13 protein-coding genes are annotated in these 16401 nt (G+C 70.2%); 5 read left to right on the top strand and 8 right to left on the bottom strand.

What is annotated here, in order from left to right; translation table 11 throughout:
- Nucleotides 1-45: 45 nt before the first annotated feature.
- Together H8B22_RS07975 and H8B22_RS07970 are read right to left on the bottom strand one after the other, a co-directional pair.
- The gene (locus H8B22_RS07975) at nt 46-387 is read right to left on the bottom strand and encodes an EF-hand domain-containing protein (protein WP_187710923.1); all 342 of its coding nucleotides are present in this window, start codon (nt 385-387) and stop codon (nt 46-48) included.
- Between the two features lie 92 nt (nt 388-479).
- On the bottom strand, nt 480-1667 hold the full coding sequence (locus H8B22_RS07970; protein WP_187710922.1) for a DesA family fatty acid desaturase: 1188 nt from the start codon (nt 1665-1667) through the stop codon (nt 480-482).
- Between the two features lie 411 nt (nt 1668-2078).
- Between H8B22_RS07970 and mutM the strand changes: the two genes are divergently transcribed.
- From mutM to H8B22_RS07955, 3 genes are all read left to right on the top strand, one after another.
- Nucleotides 2079-2897: a bifunctional DNA-formamidopyrimidine glycosylase/DNA-(apurinic or apyrimidinic site) lyase gene (gene mutM / locus H8B22_RS07965; RefSeq protein ID WP_187710921.1), complete on the top strand. Its 819-nt coding sequence runs from the start codon at nt 2079-2081 to the stop codon at nt 2895-2897.
- A 95-nt stretch (nt 2898-2992) separates the two neighbouring features.
- Entirely contained in the window at nt 2993-3556 is a 564-nt protein-coding gene (locus tag H8B22_RS07960; protein WP_187710920.1) for an ECF-type sigma factor, read from the top strand.
- A gap of 52 nt (nt 3557-3608) precedes the next feature.
- Nucleotides 3609-6419 carry a serine/threonine-protein kinase gene (locus H8B22_RS07955; RefSeq protein WP_187710919.1) on the top strand — a complete coding sequence of 937 codons (2811 nt, stop codon included), beginning with the start codon at nt 3609-3611 and terminating at the stop codon, nt 6417-6419.
- A gap of 105 nt (nt 6420-6524) precedes the next feature.
- Here H8B22_RS07955 and H8B22_RS07950 read toward each other — a convergent pair whose 3' ends face one another.
- From H8B22_RS07950 to H8B22_RS07940, 3 genes are all read right to left on the bottom strand, one after another.
- Nucleotides 6525-7154, bottom strand: coding sequence for a thymidine kinase (locus H8B22_RS07950; RefSeq protein WP_187710918.1), 630 nt, complete (start codon nt 7152-7154; stop codon nt 6525-6527).
- A gap of 53 nt (nt 7155-7207) precedes the next feature.
- Nucleotides 7208-7957 (bottom strand): SEL1-like repeat protein, encoded by a 750-nt coding sequence (locus H8B22_RS07945; RefSeq protein ID WP_187710917.1) that lies wholly within the window; start codon nt 7955-7957, stop codon nt 7208-7210.
- 114 nt (nt 7958-8071) lie between these two features.
- Complete coding sequence (locus H8B22_RS07940) at nt 8072-8869, bottom strand: sel1 repeat family protein (protein WP_187710916.1); 798 nt, start codon at nt 8867-8869, stop codon at nt 8072-8074.
- A 269-nt stretch (nt 8870-9138) separates the two neighbouring features.
- Between H8B22_RS07940 and H8B22_RS07935 the strand changes: the two genes are divergently transcribed.
- Both H8B22_RS07935 and H8B22_RS07930 read left to right on the top strand, forming a co-directional pair.
- Nucleotides 9139-11118 carry a UvrD-helicase domain-containing protein gene (locus H8B22_RS07935; protein WP_187713578.1) on the top strand — a complete coding sequence of 660 codons (1980 nt, stop codon included), beginning with the start codon at nt 9139-9141 and terminating at the stop codon, nt 11116-11118.
- Nucleotides 11119-11207: 89 nt separating this feature from the next.
- Nucleotides 11208-12143, top strand: a complete 936-nt coding sequence (locus tag H8B22_RS07930; protein WP_187710915.1) for a 5'-nucleotidase, lipoprotein e(P4) family — start codon at nt 11208-11210, stop codon at nt 12141-12143.
- A gap of 233 nt (nt 12144-12376) precedes the next feature.
- Here H8B22_RS07930 and H8B22_RS07925 read toward each other — a convergent pair whose 3' ends face one another.
- The 3 genes from H8B22_RS07925 to H8B22_RS07915 are packed head-to-tail and all read right to left on the bottom strand — an operon-like array spanning nt 12377 to nt 16399.
- Complete coding sequence (locus tag H8B22_RS07925; protein ID WP_187710914.1) at nt 12377-13300, bottom strand: Csu type fimbrial protein; 924 nt, start codon at nt 13298-13300, stop codon at nt 12377-12379.
- Entirely contained in the window at nt 13297-15696 is a 2400-nt protein-coding gene (locus tag H8B22_RS07920; protein ID WP_187710913.1) for a fimbria/pilus outer membrane usher protein, read from the bottom strand. Before H8B22_RS07920 ends, H8B22_RS07925 begins: the two co-directional genes overlap by 4 nt.
- Nucleotides 15686-16399, bottom strand: a complete 714-nt coding sequence (locus H8B22_RS07915; RefSeq protein ID WP_187710912.1) for a fimbrial biogenesis chaperone — start codon at nt 16397-16399, stop codon at nt 15686-15688. The genes H8B22_RS07920 and H8B22_RS07915 overlap by 11 nt, the downstream gene beginning before the upstream one ends.
- Between the last annotated feature and the right edge of the window lie 2 nt (nt 16400-16401).

Here is a 16401-nt window from a genome sequence, read left to right as displayed (position 1 = left end):
TAGTGAGCGCGCCGGAAGATTGCGCCCGCGCGTCATTGCGCCGGTTCAGCGCGGCGGCGCGGCGAGTTCCTTCGCGTCGAGGAAGCCGTCGGCGTTCGCGTCCTGGCGACGGAACATCGCCGCCAGCGACTCGCGGTGTTCGACCAGCGAAACCGGCTTGCCCTTGCCGCCGGGCAGCTCATCCACGGCCAGCACGCCGTCGCGGTTGGCGTCCATGCGTTCGAACGCATAGCCCATCCAGCCCTGGTACTCGGCCAGCGACACGCGGCCGTCCTGGTCGGCGTCCATGCGCGCGACGTAGTCGTGGGCGGCCACGACCTGCGCAACCACCGGACCGGGGCCGAACACGGCGGCGCAGGCAAGCAGCAGGGGAAGGCGGGCCAGCATGCGCGGCACTGTGCCGCGGCCGCGCCGGCGCCGCAAACGCGGAAGGGGCGTTGCCGCCCCTTCCGTCGTCGTGCGTCCGTCGCGTGCGCGCATCACGCGCCGATGCGCGCCGGGGCCAGTGCGTAGCCCTTCATGCGCATCGAGAACGCCTGCAGCGCGGCATTGCCCGAGGCCTCGGCTTCGGCGCACCACGCCTGCAGCTTGGCGAGGGTGGCCTGCGCGTCGTGCGAGCGCTCGTCGAGCACCTGCGACAGCTTGGCGCGGAATTCGGCCAGCTGCGCCATGCGCGGACGCTCGGCCAGCCATGCCTGCAGGCGCGCGCGCTTGTCGTCGTCGAGCCAGCGGCCGCCGTCGGCCAGGCCCTGGCGCAGCTTGCGCGGCAGCTTGAACTTGGTTTCGCGCAGCGCCGGCAGGGTGACGTTGCGGTAATAGTCGGTCATCGCCTGGAAGCGGATCGCCAGCAACGCCTTCATGGTTTCGCCGTCGGGCATGGCGATGTTGGGGCGCACGTCGAGCGTCGGTGCGACGCGCAGCACCTTGGCCAGGCCGACCTTCTCGAACGCACGGATCGCAACCCAGCCGATGTCGAGTTCGAACTTGCGCAGCGCGAACTTCGCCGACGACGGGAACGCGTGGTGGTTGTTGTGCAGCTCCTCGCCGCCGATCCACACGCCCCACGGCGACAGGTTGGTCGAGGTATCGGCGCTTTCGAAATTGCGGTAGCCCCACCAGTGGCCGAGGCCGTTGACCACGCCCGCGGCCCAGAACGGAATCCACGCCATCTGGATCGCCCACAGCGCGACGCCGACGAAGCCGAACAGGGCGAAGCTGATGAACAGGTACAACGTCGGGCCGAGGGTGGCGTGCGGCGTGTACAGGTGGCGCTCGATCCAGTCGTCCGGGCAGCCCTTGCCGTACTTCTCGATCGACTCGCGATCGTTGCGCGCTTCCTTGTACAGCTCGACGCCGCGCCAGAACACGGTCTTGATGCCCTTGACCTGCGGGCTGTGCGGATCCTCTTCGGTCTCGCACTTGGCGTGGTGCTTGCGGTGGATCGCCGCCCACTCCTTGGTGATCATCGAGGTCGACAACCAGGTCCAGAAGCGGAACACGTGCGCGAGCACCGGATGAAAGTCGACGGCGCGATGCGCCTGCGAACGGTGCAGGTACAGCGTCACCGAGAAGATGGTGAGCTGGGTGGCGACCAGGAAATAGATCGCGATGGCAACCCAGCCGGCCTGCAACAGGCCACCGGCGAGGAAATCGAGCAATGCGGACATGACAACTCCGGAGCGGACGCGCCCGCCTTCGCCGCGGCGAAGTGGGTGGGTGGAAGGACGCGGTCCCACGCGGGATTCTGCCACCCCCGCATGACGTTCGCCCCTGTATGGAACGGTACTGTGATGGGGATTGGGGGCGCGTTCGGCAAGGTCGGCAAACTGAATGGGGTCGTCGCGCGATCGACTCCGTAAGCTAGCGTCATGCCCGAACTGCCCGAAGTCGAAACCGCGCCGCGAGCGACACTCCGACGCCGCGCGCCCTGCGCCGCCGCCGCGGCCCTGGATGCACGCAAGCCGAGGTCCTGAGTGCCCGAACTGCCCGAAGTCGAAACCGCGCCGCGAGCGACACTCCGACGCCGCACGCCCTGCGCCGCCGCCGCGGCCCTGGATGCACGCAAGCCGAGGTCCTGAGTGCCCGAACTGCCCGAAGTCGAAACCACCCGCCGCGGCCTCGCACCGCATGTGGAGGGACGCCGGATCACCGGCGTGGTCCTGCGCCGGCCGGACCTGCGCTGGCCGATTCCACGCGAAGTCGCCGAACTCCTGCCCGGGCAGCGCATCGAGCAGGTGCGCCGGCGCGCGAAGTACCTGCTGCTCGACACCCAGGCCGGCAGCGCCCTGCTGCACCTGGGCATGTCCGGCAGCCTGCGCGTGCTGCCGGCGGCGACGCCGGTGAAGGCGCACGACCATGTCGACATCGAGCTGGATGACGGGTCCCGCCGCGTGCTGCGTTTCACCGACCCGCGCCGGTTCGGCTGCCTGCTGTGGCAGCCGCCCGGGGCAACCCACGAGCTGCTGCGCGACCTCGGCCCCGAGCCGCTGTCGGACGCGTTCGGCGGCGACTACCTGTTCGCCCTGAGCCGCGGGCGCAAGGCGCCGGTGAAGACCTTCCTGATGGACCAGAAGATCGTGGTCGGCGTGGGCAACATCTATGCCGCCGAGGCGCTGTTCGAAGCCGGCATCTCGCCGCTGCGCGCGGCCGGCAAGGTGTCACGCGATCGCTATGCGCTGCTTGCGGCCGCGGTGAAACGCATCCTCGCCTACGCGATCGAACGCGGCGGCACCACGCTGCGCGATTACATCAACCCGGACGGCCAGCCCGGCTACTTCGAACTCGAGCTCTCGGCCTACGGCCGCGGCGGCGAACCCTGCCCGCGCTGCGGGCGGGCCCTGAAGCAGGCCGCGATCGGGCAGCGGGCTACGGTCTGGTGCCCGCATTGCCAGAAGTAGCGGCGCATCGCCCGGCGCGTGCCGTGCGAAACGGCCCGCTCCGCCGTTGCCGATTGGGTTTATATTCGGCTTCACCTCCGGGGGTCGGGTACCACATGGCGGATAGTGCGGACATCACCTTGCTGCTGGATGCGGCCCGTGGCGGCGATCGCGGCGCGCTCGACAACGTGCTCGCGCGCCTCTACAACGAACTGCACTCGATGGCCCGGCGCCAGCTCGCCGGCCAGCACGGGCAGACCCTCGACGCCACCGCACTGGTGCACGAGGCCTACCTCAAGTTGATCGGGCGGCGCGAAGCCCACTTCGACGACCGCGCGCACTTCTTCGCCTACGCCGCCTCGGCCATGCGCAGCGTGGTGGTCGACTACGCCCGCCAGCGCCTGGCGCAGAAGCGCGGCGGCGACCTGCACCGCGTCACCGACCTGCCCGAGGACGTCGAGGGTGGCCTGCGCCTGGACGAGGAAACGCTCGGCCTGGATGTGGCGCTCACCAAGCTCGCCGCGGTCGACCAGAAGCTGGCCCAGGTGGTGGAGCTGCGTTACTTCGCCGGCCTGTCCGAACTGGAAATCGCCGCCCTGCTCGAGCGTTCCGAGCGCAGCATCCGCCGCGACTGGCAGAAGGCGCGGATGTTCCTGCTGGCGTCGTTGAAGGATTCCTGAGCCACGCGCCGCCGCGCGCGCGGCGGCCCTCACGGGGGAGCAGAGCGGCACCATGGACCCCGAGCGCTGGCAACGCCTGTCCCCGCTGCTCGATGCGCTGTTCGAGCTGCCGCCGGAAGCGCGCGCCGAACGCCTGCGTGAACTGCGCGACGAGGACGCCGAGCTCACCGGTGAACTCGAGGCGCTGATCGCGCTGGAAGAAGAACGCACGGACTTCCTCGCCGAACCGATCACGCCGCCGCGGCCGGGCGTGCAGCCGGGCACGGTGGTCGGTCCGTACCGCCTCGACCGGCTGCTGGGCGAAGGCGGCATGGGCCAGGTCTGGCTGGCCTCGCGCGCCGACGGCCTGTACCAGCGCCGCGTCGCGCTCAAGCTGCTGCGCCCCGGCCTCACCGACACCAACCTGCGCATCCGCTTCACCCGCGAGCGGCAGATCCTCGCGCGCCTGGCGCATCCGCACATCGCCCGCCTGCTCGATGCCGGCGTCACCGCCGAAGGCGTGCCGTACCTCGCGCTGGAATACGTCGACGGCGAGCCGATCACCGACTACTGCCGCGCCCTCGACACGCCGGTGGCGCAGCGGCTGCGCATGTTCCAGCAGGTGTGCGACGCGGTCAGCCACGCGCACGCGAACCTGATCGTCCACCGCGACCTCAAGCCGTCGAACATCCTGGTCACCCCCGCCGGCGAAGTGCGCCTGCTCGACTTCGGCATCGCCAAGCTGCTCGACACCGAGGTGCCGGTGGTCGAACAGACGCGCACCGGCGTGCGCGCCTTCACCCTGCACTACGCCGCGCCCGAACAGATCCGTGGCGAGCCGGTCACGACCATGACCGACGTGTACTCGCTCGGCGTGGTGCTGTACGAGCTGCTCACCGACCGCAAGCCGTACAAGCTCAAGCGCGAGAGCGACGCGGCGTGGGAAGACGCGATCCTGTTCAACGATCCGCCGCGGCCGTCGCAGAAGGTGCTGCGCCGGGTCGAAAGCGACACCGCCGAGGACCAGACCCACGGCGCCGAACTGCGCCGCCGCGCGCGCGTGCTCGTCGGCGACCTCGACAACATCGTGCTGAAGACGCTGTCCAAGCAGCCCGAGCAACGCTACCCGTCGGTGGAGGCGCTGGCACTGGATCTGCGCCGCTACGAGGAAGGCCGCCCGGTGCTGGCGCGACCGCAGGGCGTGGGTTATCGCTTCGGCAAGTTCTTCGCGCGACATCGCTGGACGATTGCCACGGCGACGATGGTGGTGGTGGTGCTGTCCCTGTCGATCGGCCTGGTCGCCTGGCAGGCGCGGCAGGCGCTGGCGGAGGCGGCGCGCGCGCAGGCGATGCAGGACTTCATGGTCGGCATCTTCGAACAGGCCGGCGGCGCGCCCGGACAGGCGGTGGACCTGCGCAGCCTGCTGGCGGCCGCCGAGGCGCGCGAACGCGCCGAACCCGACCGCCAGCCGCGCGCGCGCGCCGAACTGCTGGGCCTGCTGGCGCGCCTGCGCCTGGGCCTGGGCGACTACCAGGAAGCCACGGCGCTGCTGGTCCGCCAGGGTGCGATCGTCGACAACGCCCGCGACATTCCCGACAGCCTGCTGCTGGAATCGCTGACCCTGCGCGGGCAACTGCTCGCGCTGCAGGGGCAGGCGCGGGGGTGCATCGAGCTGATGCAGCCCGCGCTCGACGTGGCGCGCAACGAGCAGGCCCAGCTGCCGCCGCAGAGCAGCCAGTTCTACTCGCAGCTGGGACGCTGCCGCCGCGCGGCGGGGGAACGCCAGGGCGCGCGGCAGATGTTCGAGCGCTCGCTGGCGATCCGCCGGGAAACGCCGTCGGACGATGCCGGCATCGTCGAGAACATGACCGACCTGGCCACGCTGCAGGCCGATGTGGGCGACAGCGCCGCGGCGATGCGCGGTTACGACGAGGCGCTCGCCTACCTCGACCGGCGCCTGGGCACCGGCCACCGCCTGGCCGTGGACATCCTGCGGCAACGCTGCGCATTGCTGCGCACGCAGGGCGAGGCCGTCGCCGCGGAAAGCGACTGCCAGACCGCCGTGACCCTGTCCCAGCGCCTGCACGGCGGCGACACCCGCGCCGGCATCGATGCGCGGCGCCAACTGGCCGCGCTGCACGTCGATCAGGGCCGCTACGGCCAGGCGCAACAGGAGTTCACCCAGACCCAGGCGTGGCTGAGCGCGCGGCTGGGCCCCGAACATCCGGACGTCGCCCGCAACTACAACAGCCTGGGCATCACCGCCTGGGAACGCGGCGATTTCGCCGCGGCGCTGCCGGCGCTGGCACACGCCGTCGCCATCTGGCGCAAGGGCACCGATCACCGGTTGCTTGCAGCCGGCCTGTTCAACCAGGCCATGGTCCTGCACGACGCCGGCCGCGACGCCGAAGCACTGCCGCTGCTGGAAGAGGCCCGGCGCCTGCGCATCGAACACTTCGGCGCGCAGCACGAGATCGTCGGCGATACGGAGTGGATGCTCGGGCTGGTCACCGCCGCGCTGGGCGATACCGCGCGATCGCGCGCGGCATTCGGCGCCGCCGTCGCGCTGACCCGCAACGGTTATGGGCCGGCCCACCCCCATGCGCTGCGCGCCGAGCTGTCGCAGGCGCGCCAGTTCGCGCGGGCCGGTGATGCGGGAGCGGTCCGGCGCATGGCCGAGATCGGCAACGTGCCCGGCACCGACAGCGAGCGCGACAAGGTGCGCTGGCTGGCGCGGGCCTACGTCGCCGAAACACGCTGCCGCGACGAACCGGCGGCGACCCAGACCGAACTCGACGCCCTGCTGCGACGCATGCAGGCGGCGCTGCCGGAAGGCGGCGCGGTGCTGCGCGAGGTCCAGGCGATCCGCACGGCGTGCCGGTAGCGCGGGCCCTGACCCCGCCATTGCGCACGACCGGCTACTGCGGACGGAGCCTTGGCTTCGCTGTGGCGCACGATGCGGCGGGCTTGAGCCGCCCTACAGCAGCGCCTACAGCAACGGAGGCTGTTGCGGTTCCGGCTGGCCCTCGACCGTGCTTTCGCCGCGCATCACCTTCTTGAACTCCGCGCGCGACACCGAGACGTAGCGCTCGTTGCCGCCGATCTCGACCTGCGGCCCCTGTTGCACCGCGCGGCCGGCATCGTCCACCCGCACCGTCATCGTCGCCTTCTTGCCGCTGTGGCAGATCGTCTTGATCTCGTTGAGCTCGTCGGCCCACGCCAGCAGGTACTGGCTGCCTTCGAACAGCTCGCCGCGGAAGTCGGTGCGCAGGCCGTAGCAGAGCACCGGGATGCGCAGCGCATCCACCACCTCGCTGAGCTGCCACACCTGCGCCTTGGCGAGGAACTGCGCCTCGTCGACCAGCACGCAGTCGAGCTTGCCGTGCGCGGCGATGTCGGCGCGGATCACGCGCTCCAGGTCGTCGGCGCGCTCGAATGCATGCCCCTCCGCCGTCAGGCCGATGCGCGAGGCGACCGTGCCGCTGCCGGCGCGGTGGTCCAGCCGCGGCGTCAGGATCAGCACGCGCATGCCGCGCTCGCGGTAGTTGTGGGCGGATTGCAGCAGCGTGGTGGTCTTACCGGCGTTCATCGCCGAGTAGTAGAAGTAGAGCTTGGCCATCGCGACAGTTTAGCGGTCGCGCGCGGCCGCCCGCCGCTCGGGGCGGATGCGGCTCAGGGCTTGCGCGCGGTCGTTATCGGGCCGAGCTCGACGCGGCCGGTGCGCTCCAGTTCCCGATCCTGCGCGCGCCAGTAGTCCTTCAGGCGGACGCGCTCGTCGGCATAGAGCTTTTCGCCGGTGGTGCCGCCATTGACCGCCACCGATGCCGCGAGCATGCCCGGCGTCGCATTGCCGAACGAGCCATTGATCGGCCCGCCGTTGAGTACGTCCATGGCCTGGTTGCGGAAGCCCACGCGGCTACCGGTCATGCCGCGGGCGAAGCGGCGGATCTCCGCCTCCGCGCGCGGCTGGGCGACGGCATCGCCGTAACGGTCGTAGAACGCCGCACCCTCGGCCATCGCCTGCTGCCGTTCCTGCGCACTGAGTTGCGACCACATGTTCTCGCGGATCGCCAGCAGCCTGCGGTTGCCGCGCTCGGCGGCCAGGTCGCTCCAGATGTAGCCGCGCACGCGATCCGTCGCCACGCCCTGCCCGTGCCAGAAGATCAGGCCCAGGTAGTGCTGGGCGTGCTTGTCGGCGAAGTAGGCGGCCCGCTCGAAGCGATCGACCGCTTCGTCGTAATGCCCGCCGAGGTAGGACTTGAGCCCATTCAGCCGCCACTCCTCGTTCGGATGGCCCTTGGCGGCGTGCAGCTGCGCGTCGACGTCGAGGAAGCCGGCGCTGACGAGCTTCAGCGGTTCGGCGGCGAATGCACCGCCACTCACGAGGCACGTGAGCGCAAGCACCAGGGTTGCGACTTTCATGGCCGTAGTCCCGATGGAGGGGGCGATGCAAGGCGGAAAACCGATGCCTGCAACCTACGCCCGCCCCCTGTCGCCCGCAATGCCCGCGCTTGCGATTTACCGCTTCCGCTCAACTCAGGGCGACGGCGTGGGCTCGGGCACTTCCGGAGCCGGCGCGTCGATTTCAGGCTCGGTTTCGGGGATGCGGGACCCTGGCGCGTTCTTGTGTACCGCCTCGGCCTCGCCCACGCTCACCTTGCCCACGCGCGGCTTCGCCCAGATGCCGTCCTGCCATGCCCAGTACTTCTTTGCGTTCCAGTAGCGCTCGTCGTAGAACTTGGACCCATCGATCATCTGCGAACCGGCGGGGCCCGGGACTTCGATCTTCACGCCGCGATTGAATCCTGTGCGGCTGCCGACGATGCTGTTCTTGCCGCGGCGCAGCTCCGCTTCGTAACGCGGCTTGGCGGCGGCATCGCCGAAACGGGCATAGAGCGCCTGCCCCTGTTCGATGGCGCGGGCGCGTTCGCCCTCGTTCATCGCCTGCCAGTACTTTTCGCGCAAACCGAGGAACCCGGTGTAGCCGCGCTCGGCCGCCAGGTCCATCCACGCATAGGCCAGCGCACGGTCGGCTTCCACGCCTTCTCCGTTCCAGTACATCTCGCCGACCATGCCCTGCGAGGGCTTGTCCGCGAAGTAGCCCGCGCGGCGGAAGTAGCGCATGGCATCCTCGAAGCGCTTTTCCTTGTACGCGTCCATGCCGAGCAGCCGGTACTGGATGTCCTGGTGGTGACTCAGGAAGCCCGCGGTGATCAACAACGGGTTGTCCAGCGGATCGGGCGGCGGCGACTTCTGTTCTGCCAGGGCCGTTGCCGGCGCAATCGCGAGCAGCAGTGCAAGGGCGGAGGGCTGCAGTGCGTGAAGCTTCGACATCCGTTTCGTTCCGGTGAACAAGATTCGCAAAGTCTAGCGAGATGTGCGCGGCGTCACAGCCAACTGATGGCCTATGGGTGCCGCGTGATTCCCGCAATGAAAAGTGACGCCGCACGGCGGACGATGTGTCCGAGATCCAGGCGCGATCGCTGCGCGGAATGCCGAAACTCACGCGCCGCGATCGCGCAGATCGACCATTCAGCGCACCCGGGCCGCGGAAGCCCACCGCCGCCCCGAGTAGAATGCGCGGCCAGCTCCCGTCGATCGCAATGCATTTCCTCAACCCGCCCCAACGCGCCGCCGTACTGCACACCGACGGCCCCCTGCTCGTGCTTGCCGGCGCCGGCAGCGGCAAGACGCGCGTCATCGTCGAGAAGATCGCGCACCTGATCGCGTCGGGACGGATGCCCGCGCGCCGCATCGCCGCGATCACCTTCACCAACAAGTCGGCGAAGGAAATGAAGGAACGCGTCGCCAAGCGCATCAAGGGCGACGCGGCCGAAGGGCTGACCATCTGCACCTTCCACGCGCTGGGGCTGAAGTTCCTGCAGATCGAACACGCCAAGGCCGGACTGCGCCGCGGCTTCTCGGTGTTCGACAGCGATGACACCGGCGCGCAATTGAAGGACCTGCTGCCAGCGGGCAGCAAGCCGGACGTGCTCGACAACGCGCGCAACCTGATCTCGCGTGCGAAGAACGCGGGACTGTCGCCGGAAGAGGCGCTCGCCGCGGCGCAGAGCCCGCGCGAGATGGACGCGGCGATCCTGTACGGCAAGTACCAGCAGCGCCTGAGCACGTTCAACGCGGTCGACTTCGACGACCTGATCCGCCTGCCGGTGCAGCTGCTGGAAGCCGACGAGGACCTGCGCCTGGGCTGGCGCGAGCGCATCGGCTACCTGCTGGTGGACGAGTGCCAGGACACCAACGACGCGCAGTACCGCCTGCTCAAGGCGCTGGCCGGGCCGAAGGGCCTGTTCACCTGCGTGGGCGACGACGACCAGTCGATCTACGCGTGGCGTGGCGCCAACCCGGACAACCTGCTGCAGTTGGGCAAGGACTATCCGACGCTGGAGATCGTCAAGCTGGAGCAGAACTACCGCTGCTCCAACCGCGTGCTGCGCGCCGCGAATGCGTTGATCGCGCACAACCCGCACGAGCATCCCAAGACCCTGTGGAGCGACCAGCCCGACGGCGAGCGCATCCGCGTGTGGGAATGCCGCGACAACGCGCACGAAGCCGAAAAGGTCGCGGGCGAGATCCACTTCATCGCGCAGAAGCATTCCGCGCCGTGGAGCGACTTCTGCATCCTGTTCCGCGGCAACCACCAGTCGCGGCCGCTGGAAAAGGCGATGCAGCTGCTGCGCATTCCCTACCACCTCAGCGGCGGCACCGCCTTCCTCGAACGTCAGGAAGTGAAGGACACGCTCGCCTGGCTGCGGCTGATCGCCAATCCCGACGACGACGCGGCGTTCCTGCGCGCGGTGCAATCGCCCAAGCGCGAAGTCGGCGCGACGACGCTGTCTAAGCTGGCCGAACTCGCGCACGGCGCGCACATGCCGATGTCGCGCGCCGCCGAATCGGTGGGCGCGCTCAAGCAGCTCGCGCCGCGCGCGGCCAACGCGCTGGATGGTTTCACCGGCATCGTGCGTGCGTTGCGCGGCGATGCGCAGCGCCTGAGCCCCGCCGAACTGGTGCGCGTGCTCGGCGAGAAGTCGGGGATGCTGGCGTCGATCCGCGCGCAGTGCAAGGACGAGGCGAGCTTCCAGCGCCGCAAGGAAAACCTCGAGGAACTCGCCGGCTGGTTCGACGGCGGCAAGGGTTCCGGTCCCGGCGAACTCGCCGCGCAGCTCGCGCTGCTCTCGCATGCCGACAAGGGCGATGCCGGCAACCAGGTGCGGCTGATGTCGATGCACGGCGCCAAGGGCCTGGAGTTCCGCTACGTCTTCATCGTCGGCTGCGAGGACGGCACGCTGCCGCACGAGATGGCGCTGGAGGAAGGCTCGCTCGACGAGGAACGCCGCCTGCTCTACGTCGGCATCACCCGCGCCAAGGAACAGCTGTGGCTGTCGCATTCGCGCGAGGCCTCGCGCTGGGGCGACAAGCTGCGGCTCAAGCCGAGCCGCTTCCTCGACGAGCTGCCCGCGGCCGAACTGCAGCGCGACGGCGCCGATCCGGTCGCCGACGCGGCGCGCAAGCAGGAACGCGCGAGCGCCGGCTTCGCCGCGATCAAGGCGCTGCTGGAAGGCTGATCCGGCACGGCTTGCGCGCGGCGCACCGCCACGGCGTTGCCACGGCGCTTGGGTAAACTCGCCCGGATTCTTTCATCGGGCTGCACCGCATGCGCGCTTCCGTTTCCCTGACCCTGCTCGCCACCGCCCTGCTCGGCGGCTGCGCCACGTTTCATGACGGCGCGCTTCACGACGGCACGCTTCACCAGGACGCCGCCGGCGAAGCCGCGGCTGCAATGCCCGCGTCGGTCGCGGCCACCCAGGATCCGCCGGCCGACGACAGCCTCAACGCCGCGGTGTGGTACCAGACCTCGGTCGAGCGCGACCTGGTCTACACCGCGATCTACCGCGCCGCGGGCCAGCGCCTGGATGCGGCGCTGCGCGACAAGCACTGGGATGCATTGCCGCACGAGGAACGCAGCAACGATTTCGCGCGCCTGCCGCCGGCGATCATCGTCGACATCGACGAAACCGTGCTCGACAACTCGCCCAGCTCGGTGCGGCAGATCCGCGAGCACCGCGGCTTCAACGAGGCCGCCTGGGGCGAATGGGTGAACGAGCGCAAGGCCAGGCCGCTGCCGGGCGCGGTCGAGTTCCTGGCGGCCGCGGCATCGAAGGGCGTCACCGTCTTCTACATCAGCAACCGCGACGCGAGCCTGGCCGAGGCGACGCTGGCGAACCTGCGCGCGGTGGGCTTTCCGCTCAAGGACGACGGCCAGTTCCTCGGCCTGGGCACTGTGGTCGACGGCTGCGAGCAGGAAGGATCGGAGAAGGCCTGCCGGCGCCAGCTGGTCGCGCGCAAGCACCGCGTGCTGATGCAGTTCGGCGACCAGGTCGGCGACTTCGTGCAGGTCACCGCGAACACGCGCGACGGCCGCCGCGCCGCGATCGCGCCGTACCTGGCGTGGATCGGCGAGCGCTGGTGGGCGTTGCCCAACCCGCTGTACGGCAGCTGGGAACCGGCGCTGTTCGACAACGAATGGCGCCAACCCGAGGCCGCGCGCCGCGCCGCCAAGGAGTCCGCGCTGGACGACGGGCGCGAGTGAGCGTCGCGTCAGTCGACCGGCTATTGGCATGATCCATTATGTAAATCAATAAGTTATAGCAATATAGAAAAGTATTGCTTAAAGTCCGGAAGGCGATTAACCTGCCTGCATCCGGCCTTGCCGGAATCGCGCCACAACCAAGTCCACCGGCCTCGCGCCGGATTGCGGGAGGCCCCTGTGGCCTCCCTTTCTTTTGCCTGGAATCGCGACCCGTGCGGGTCGCGCACGGACGGTCAGTAGGTGATCGTCGCGGTCACGGTGTCGCGGTACGTCCCCGACCCCGGCGTGGCCTGGTTGGGCACGTATGCGTGCACCGGGATGGTCTGCGCGGTGCCGCTGCCGGTGCCGGGATAGGTGGCGCCGCTGCTGCCGTCACCCCAGAGCGTGGCGCGCCCGCTGTCCTGGTAGAGCTGGTAGGAGACGACGCCCGCGCCGGCGCCGTTCAGGGCCAGCTTGCGGGCAGCGATGGTGTTGCCCGTGGTCGTGCCGGCATTGAGCGCGATGCTGTAGGGCATGGTGTTGCTGCAGGTCACGCTGAGCGCGCCGCTGGCACTGAGCCCGCTCGATAGGTTGGCTACCGTGCCGAAGTTCACCGGCGCGGCGGTTATGGAGCAGATGCCGCCCAGCGTGGCGTTGGCGGTGAACGATGCAGCAGTCAGGGTAGTGCCGCTGCTGCCACTGGTGCAGGGCGACCCGCCGCTGGGGATGCGGCCGCGCACCGCGAGCGTCGAGGAGTAGGTGCCGGCAACCACGTTCTGGGCTGCGGCAATGCGCCCATACATGCGCGCCGTCGCGTTGCCGCTGCTTCCGCTGATCGTAACGGGCACTTCCTGACCGGTGAGGTTGGTGTCACCCCATGTGGTTCCGCCAGATGTGGCCGAGATCGCATAGGCGAGCTGGTTCGTACCGAAGCGCATCACGCGGTTGATCGCGGTGCTCGGCGCAGTACCGGCATCGATGGTCAGGCATACGCGCACGACGCCGGGCGAACCGGTGCAGGTAACGGTCACGTCGGCAGTGGCATCGCGCTGCGCGGTCGGCGTGCCGATCGTGCCGAAGGCGAGCGACTGCGCGGACAAGGTGCAGCTCTGTGCATTGGCCGTTGCCGGCCACAGCAGCATAAGCGCAAGCAGGAGCAGTCCCAGGCGCAGGGTCATGGCGATTCCTCGCAACGGAGCGGACCGACCTGCGCCACGCCCGTCGCGGCGGTCCGCGCCGGCAGTGCATAGCGGCAGGCGGCACCGGCGACTTCGACCTCGAGCGCGCCACCGGCCGGCAGGTCGTCGATGTAGGTCTCGCCGTCGAGCCCGACCAGGAAGGTGGCCGCGCTGCCGACGATGCGGCCTTCGCTGCCGGCCGGCACCGGCGCACCGGACCGGGTCAGCAGCGTCACCATCGCCGGGTGCACCGCGGCGACGTCGAAGCGCACCAGCACGCCGCCGTTGTCGGCGGGCGTGACCAGTTGTTCCAGCGGCGGCACGCGGTAGTCGACGCCGAGCGCGTCGGGATCCATGGCGATGCGGTTGCGCTGCCAGCCGCGCAGGTCGGGCAACAGGACGAAGCCGCGCGCGTTGGTCTTGCCGAACACGCGGTTCTCGTACAGCACCGGCACGCCGGCCACGCCCTGCGTGCTGACCACGGCGAAGGAATCGCTGACGCGGCGACTGGCAAACGCGGTGCCGCCCATCCACACCAGGCTGCCATTGGCCTGGGCGAAATAGCCGGTGTCGCCATCGCGATGGTCGGCGCCGACCGTGGCCTCGCCGTGGCGGCCGCGCAGCGTCGCCGAGGCGAGGCCGTACTCGCCGTCGCGGTCGCCGGCCTGCAGTTCCCAGCCCCAGCCGCCGTCGTAGCCGGGCGACTGGCGGACCGCAGCGACCGTATCGGTGCGGCCGTCGTTGCGGCTGACCGACAGCGACGCGTCGCGGCGCTCGCCCAGCGGCAGGTTGAAGTTGAGGTTGATGCCGCGCCCGGTGCCGGCACTGTCGAACACGCCGAGGCTGGCGTTGAGGCGCTGGCCCAGCACCTGCGACCAGGTCATGGTGCGCACCGTGTCGCCGTCGGCGTCGTGGTTGCGCCAGCGCACCCACGAAAACGCCAGGCTGCCGCGCGGCATCGCCCACCAGGCCGAGGCCTGGTCCTGGGCCTGCAGCGACGTCGGCCGCGCGCCGCCCTCGGCGAGGTCGCCCAGGTCGCGGAAACCGCCGGTGCGGCGCTGCGTCTTCAGGTCGAAGCCGAAACGCGGATTCATCCACTGGTAGCCGACGCTGCGCTGGTAACCGATCGTGGCACCTTCGCTGCGGGCGAGCGAGGCGGTGGCGACACCGAGGTGGCCGGCCGGCGCCCAGACGAAGCCGGCGCCGTACATGCGCAGGTCCGGGCCGTATTCGGCGTGCGCCTCGCCGGTCAGCGACATCGAGAGGCCGCGGCGGTAGCTGCCGCTGGCGATCCACTCGTCGTCGTAGCGGTCGTCGTCGGTCGCGTAGCCCAGGCGCAGGCGGCCGGCTTCGGCACTGAAGTCGCTCAGGCCCGGCGCCAGGCGCTGGTAGTCGACGTAGATCGGCACGCTGGTCTGGGTGGTGCGGCCCAGGGCGTCACGCACGACCAGCGTCGCCTCGCCGGCGCCGGTGATGCGCGGGAAACTGTCGAGGACGAAGGGGCCGTCATCGACCTCGGTGCCGAACTGGCGGACGTTGTCGACCAGCAGCTCCACCGAGGACGGCACCGTGGCTTGGCCGGTGAAGCGCGGCACCGGGAAGGTGATCAGGTCGGGGCGCACGCCGAAGTTGCGCCGCAGCTGCACGCCGCCCATGCGCACCGGCCGGGTCCAGCCCAGCCCGCCGCCGATGAGGTCGCCGGCGGTCCAGGTGGTCATGTGTTCGGAATCGCTCAGGGTCCAGCGCGTGTCCAGGCGCCGGTAGGCGTCGGCGTCATCGCCGCCGCGGCTGAGGAAGCTGTTCTCGATCGCACCGAAGCGACCGAAGGCGCGCACGCTGGTCGCCACCGACAGGGTGTCTTCCGCGCCGGCGCTGCGCGCGTAGGCGTCGTAATTGAGCAGCACGCCGAGACTGCGCGTGGCGGCGACCGCCGCGGGCGTGCGGTAACCCAACGCCTGGTTCGGGCGCCGGTCCGGCGCCACGTCGAGGATCAGGCGCTGGCCCTCGACGTCGTAGCGGTAGTTCAGTCCGGGCACGTCGTCGAGCGCGAGCAGGCCGGTGTCATCGGTCGGCCAGCCGGCATCGATCACGACACCGAGGCGGCGCAGGTCGTCCGGCACCGCGTACAACCGGCCCTGGCGCAGCTGCACGCGCGCCAGCTGGCCCAGCGGGCGTTCGCCGCGGTAGGCCTCGAGGTACAGCGTCTGCGCGTCGCCGGCGTTCACCGCCATCGCCGCGACGCCGCCCAGGCTCGGCAAGCCCAATTCGCCGAGCGAGAAGGATCCGGCATCGGTGCCGGCATCGGTGCCGGCATCGGTGCCCGCGCCGGCGCTCGCCGTCGTGGCGAACGCCGCGAGGGCGATCCCGACAGCGAGGGCCAGCGACCTAGGGCGCACGGGTGACAGGCACCGTCAGCGGTTCGCCGTTGACCCGGCTTTCCAGGCGCAGCGCGCCGCCCAGCTTGGCCAGCGACGCCGCATCCAGCGACCAGCGCCGCTCGCTCGCCGGCAACACGTAACCGAACAGGCCCGGCGTGAGCGTCACCGCCTGCCCACGCGCATCGAGCAGGCGCGTCGCGCCCAGCTGCGCCGACCGGCCACCGCTGTTGCGGCAGGCCAGGCGCGCGGCGTGGAGCCGGCAAACCAGTGCCACCGGTGCGGCCCTGGCCGCGCGCACGTACACCGGCACGACGAAACGCAGGCGGAACTGGATTCCCGCTTCCTGTGCTTCGCCGGGAACCGGCAATTCATCGACGACGATGCGATAGGTCGCATCGCGCAGTTCCGGGGCCACGCCCTCCCGCACCACGCGGACCACCTGGCTCGCGCCCGGGGCGATCCGCACGATGGCAGGACTGAGGGCGACTTCGCGCGTCGCGGCCAGCCGGTCCTCGCCCTCGGCCTGGCTCCAGGCGAAGACGCGGACCTGCGCGGCCACCGGCGCATCGCCGGTATTGGCGAGCGTGAGGCGGCCGGCGGCGGCACCCGGGGCCAGTTCGACCAGGGTGGGCGCCACCTGCAACTGCCCCCGCGCCCAGGACGCGGGCGCGAAGAAGGCCAACGCCGCGCCCAGGAGCGCGGCGGGAACTGCCTTGCGCATGA

Source organism: Lysobacter terrestris (assembly GCF_014489475.1).
Classification (GTDB): Bacteria; Pseudomonadota; Gammaproteobacteria; order Xanthomonadales; family Xanthomonadaceae; genus Agrilutibacter; species Agrilutibacter terrestris.
Note: the sequence above shows the minus strand (reverse complement) of the source record. Positions and strands in the feature narration are given on the sequence as shown.

Coding starts and splice junctions, on each gene's coding strand:
- H8B22_RS07975 (WP_187710923.1), bottom strand. CDS start 387: ATGCTGGCCCGCCTTCCCCTGCTGCTTGCCTGCGCCGCCGTGTTCGGC.
- H8B22_RS07970 (WP_187710922.1), bottom strand. CDS start 1,667: ATGTCCGCATTGCTCGATTTCCTCGCCGGTGGCCTGTTGCAGGCCGGC.
- H8B22_RS07960 (WP_187710920.1), top strand. CDS start 2,993: ATGGCGGATAGTGCGGACATCACCTTGCTGCTGGATGCGGCCCGTGGC.
- H8B22_RS07955 (WP_187710919.1), top strand. CDS start 3,609: ATGGACCCCGAGCGCTGGCAACGCCTGTCCCCGCTGCTCGATGCGCTG.
- H8B22_RS07950 (WP_187710918.1), bottom strand. CDS start 7,154: ATGGCCAAGCTCTACTTCTACTACTCGGCGATGAACGCCGGTAAGACC.
- H8B22_RS07945 (WP_187710917.1), bottom strand. CDS start 7,957: ATGAAAGTCGCAACCCTGGTGCTTGCGCTCACGTGCCTCGTGAGTGGC.
- H8B22_RS07940 (WP_187710916.1), bottom strand. CDS start 8,869: ATGTCGAAGCTTCACGCACTGCAGCCCTCCGCCCTTGCACTGCTGCTC.
- H8B22_RS07935 (WP_187713578.1), top strand. CDS start 9,139: ATGCATTTCCTCAACCCGCCCCAACGCGCCGCCGTACTGCACACCGAC.
- H8B22_RS07930 (WP_187710915.1), top strand. CDS start 11,208: ATGCGCGCTTCCGTTTCCCTGACCCTGCTCGCCACCGCCCTGCTCGGC.
- H8B22_RS07925 (WP_187710914.1), bottom strand. CDS start 13,300: ATGACCCTGCGCCTGGGACTGCTCCTGCTTGCGCTTATGCTGCTGTGG.
- H8B22_RS07915 (WP_187710912.1), bottom strand. CDS start 16,399: ATGCGCAAGGCAGTTCCCGCCGCGCTCCTGGGCGCGGCGTTGGCCTTC.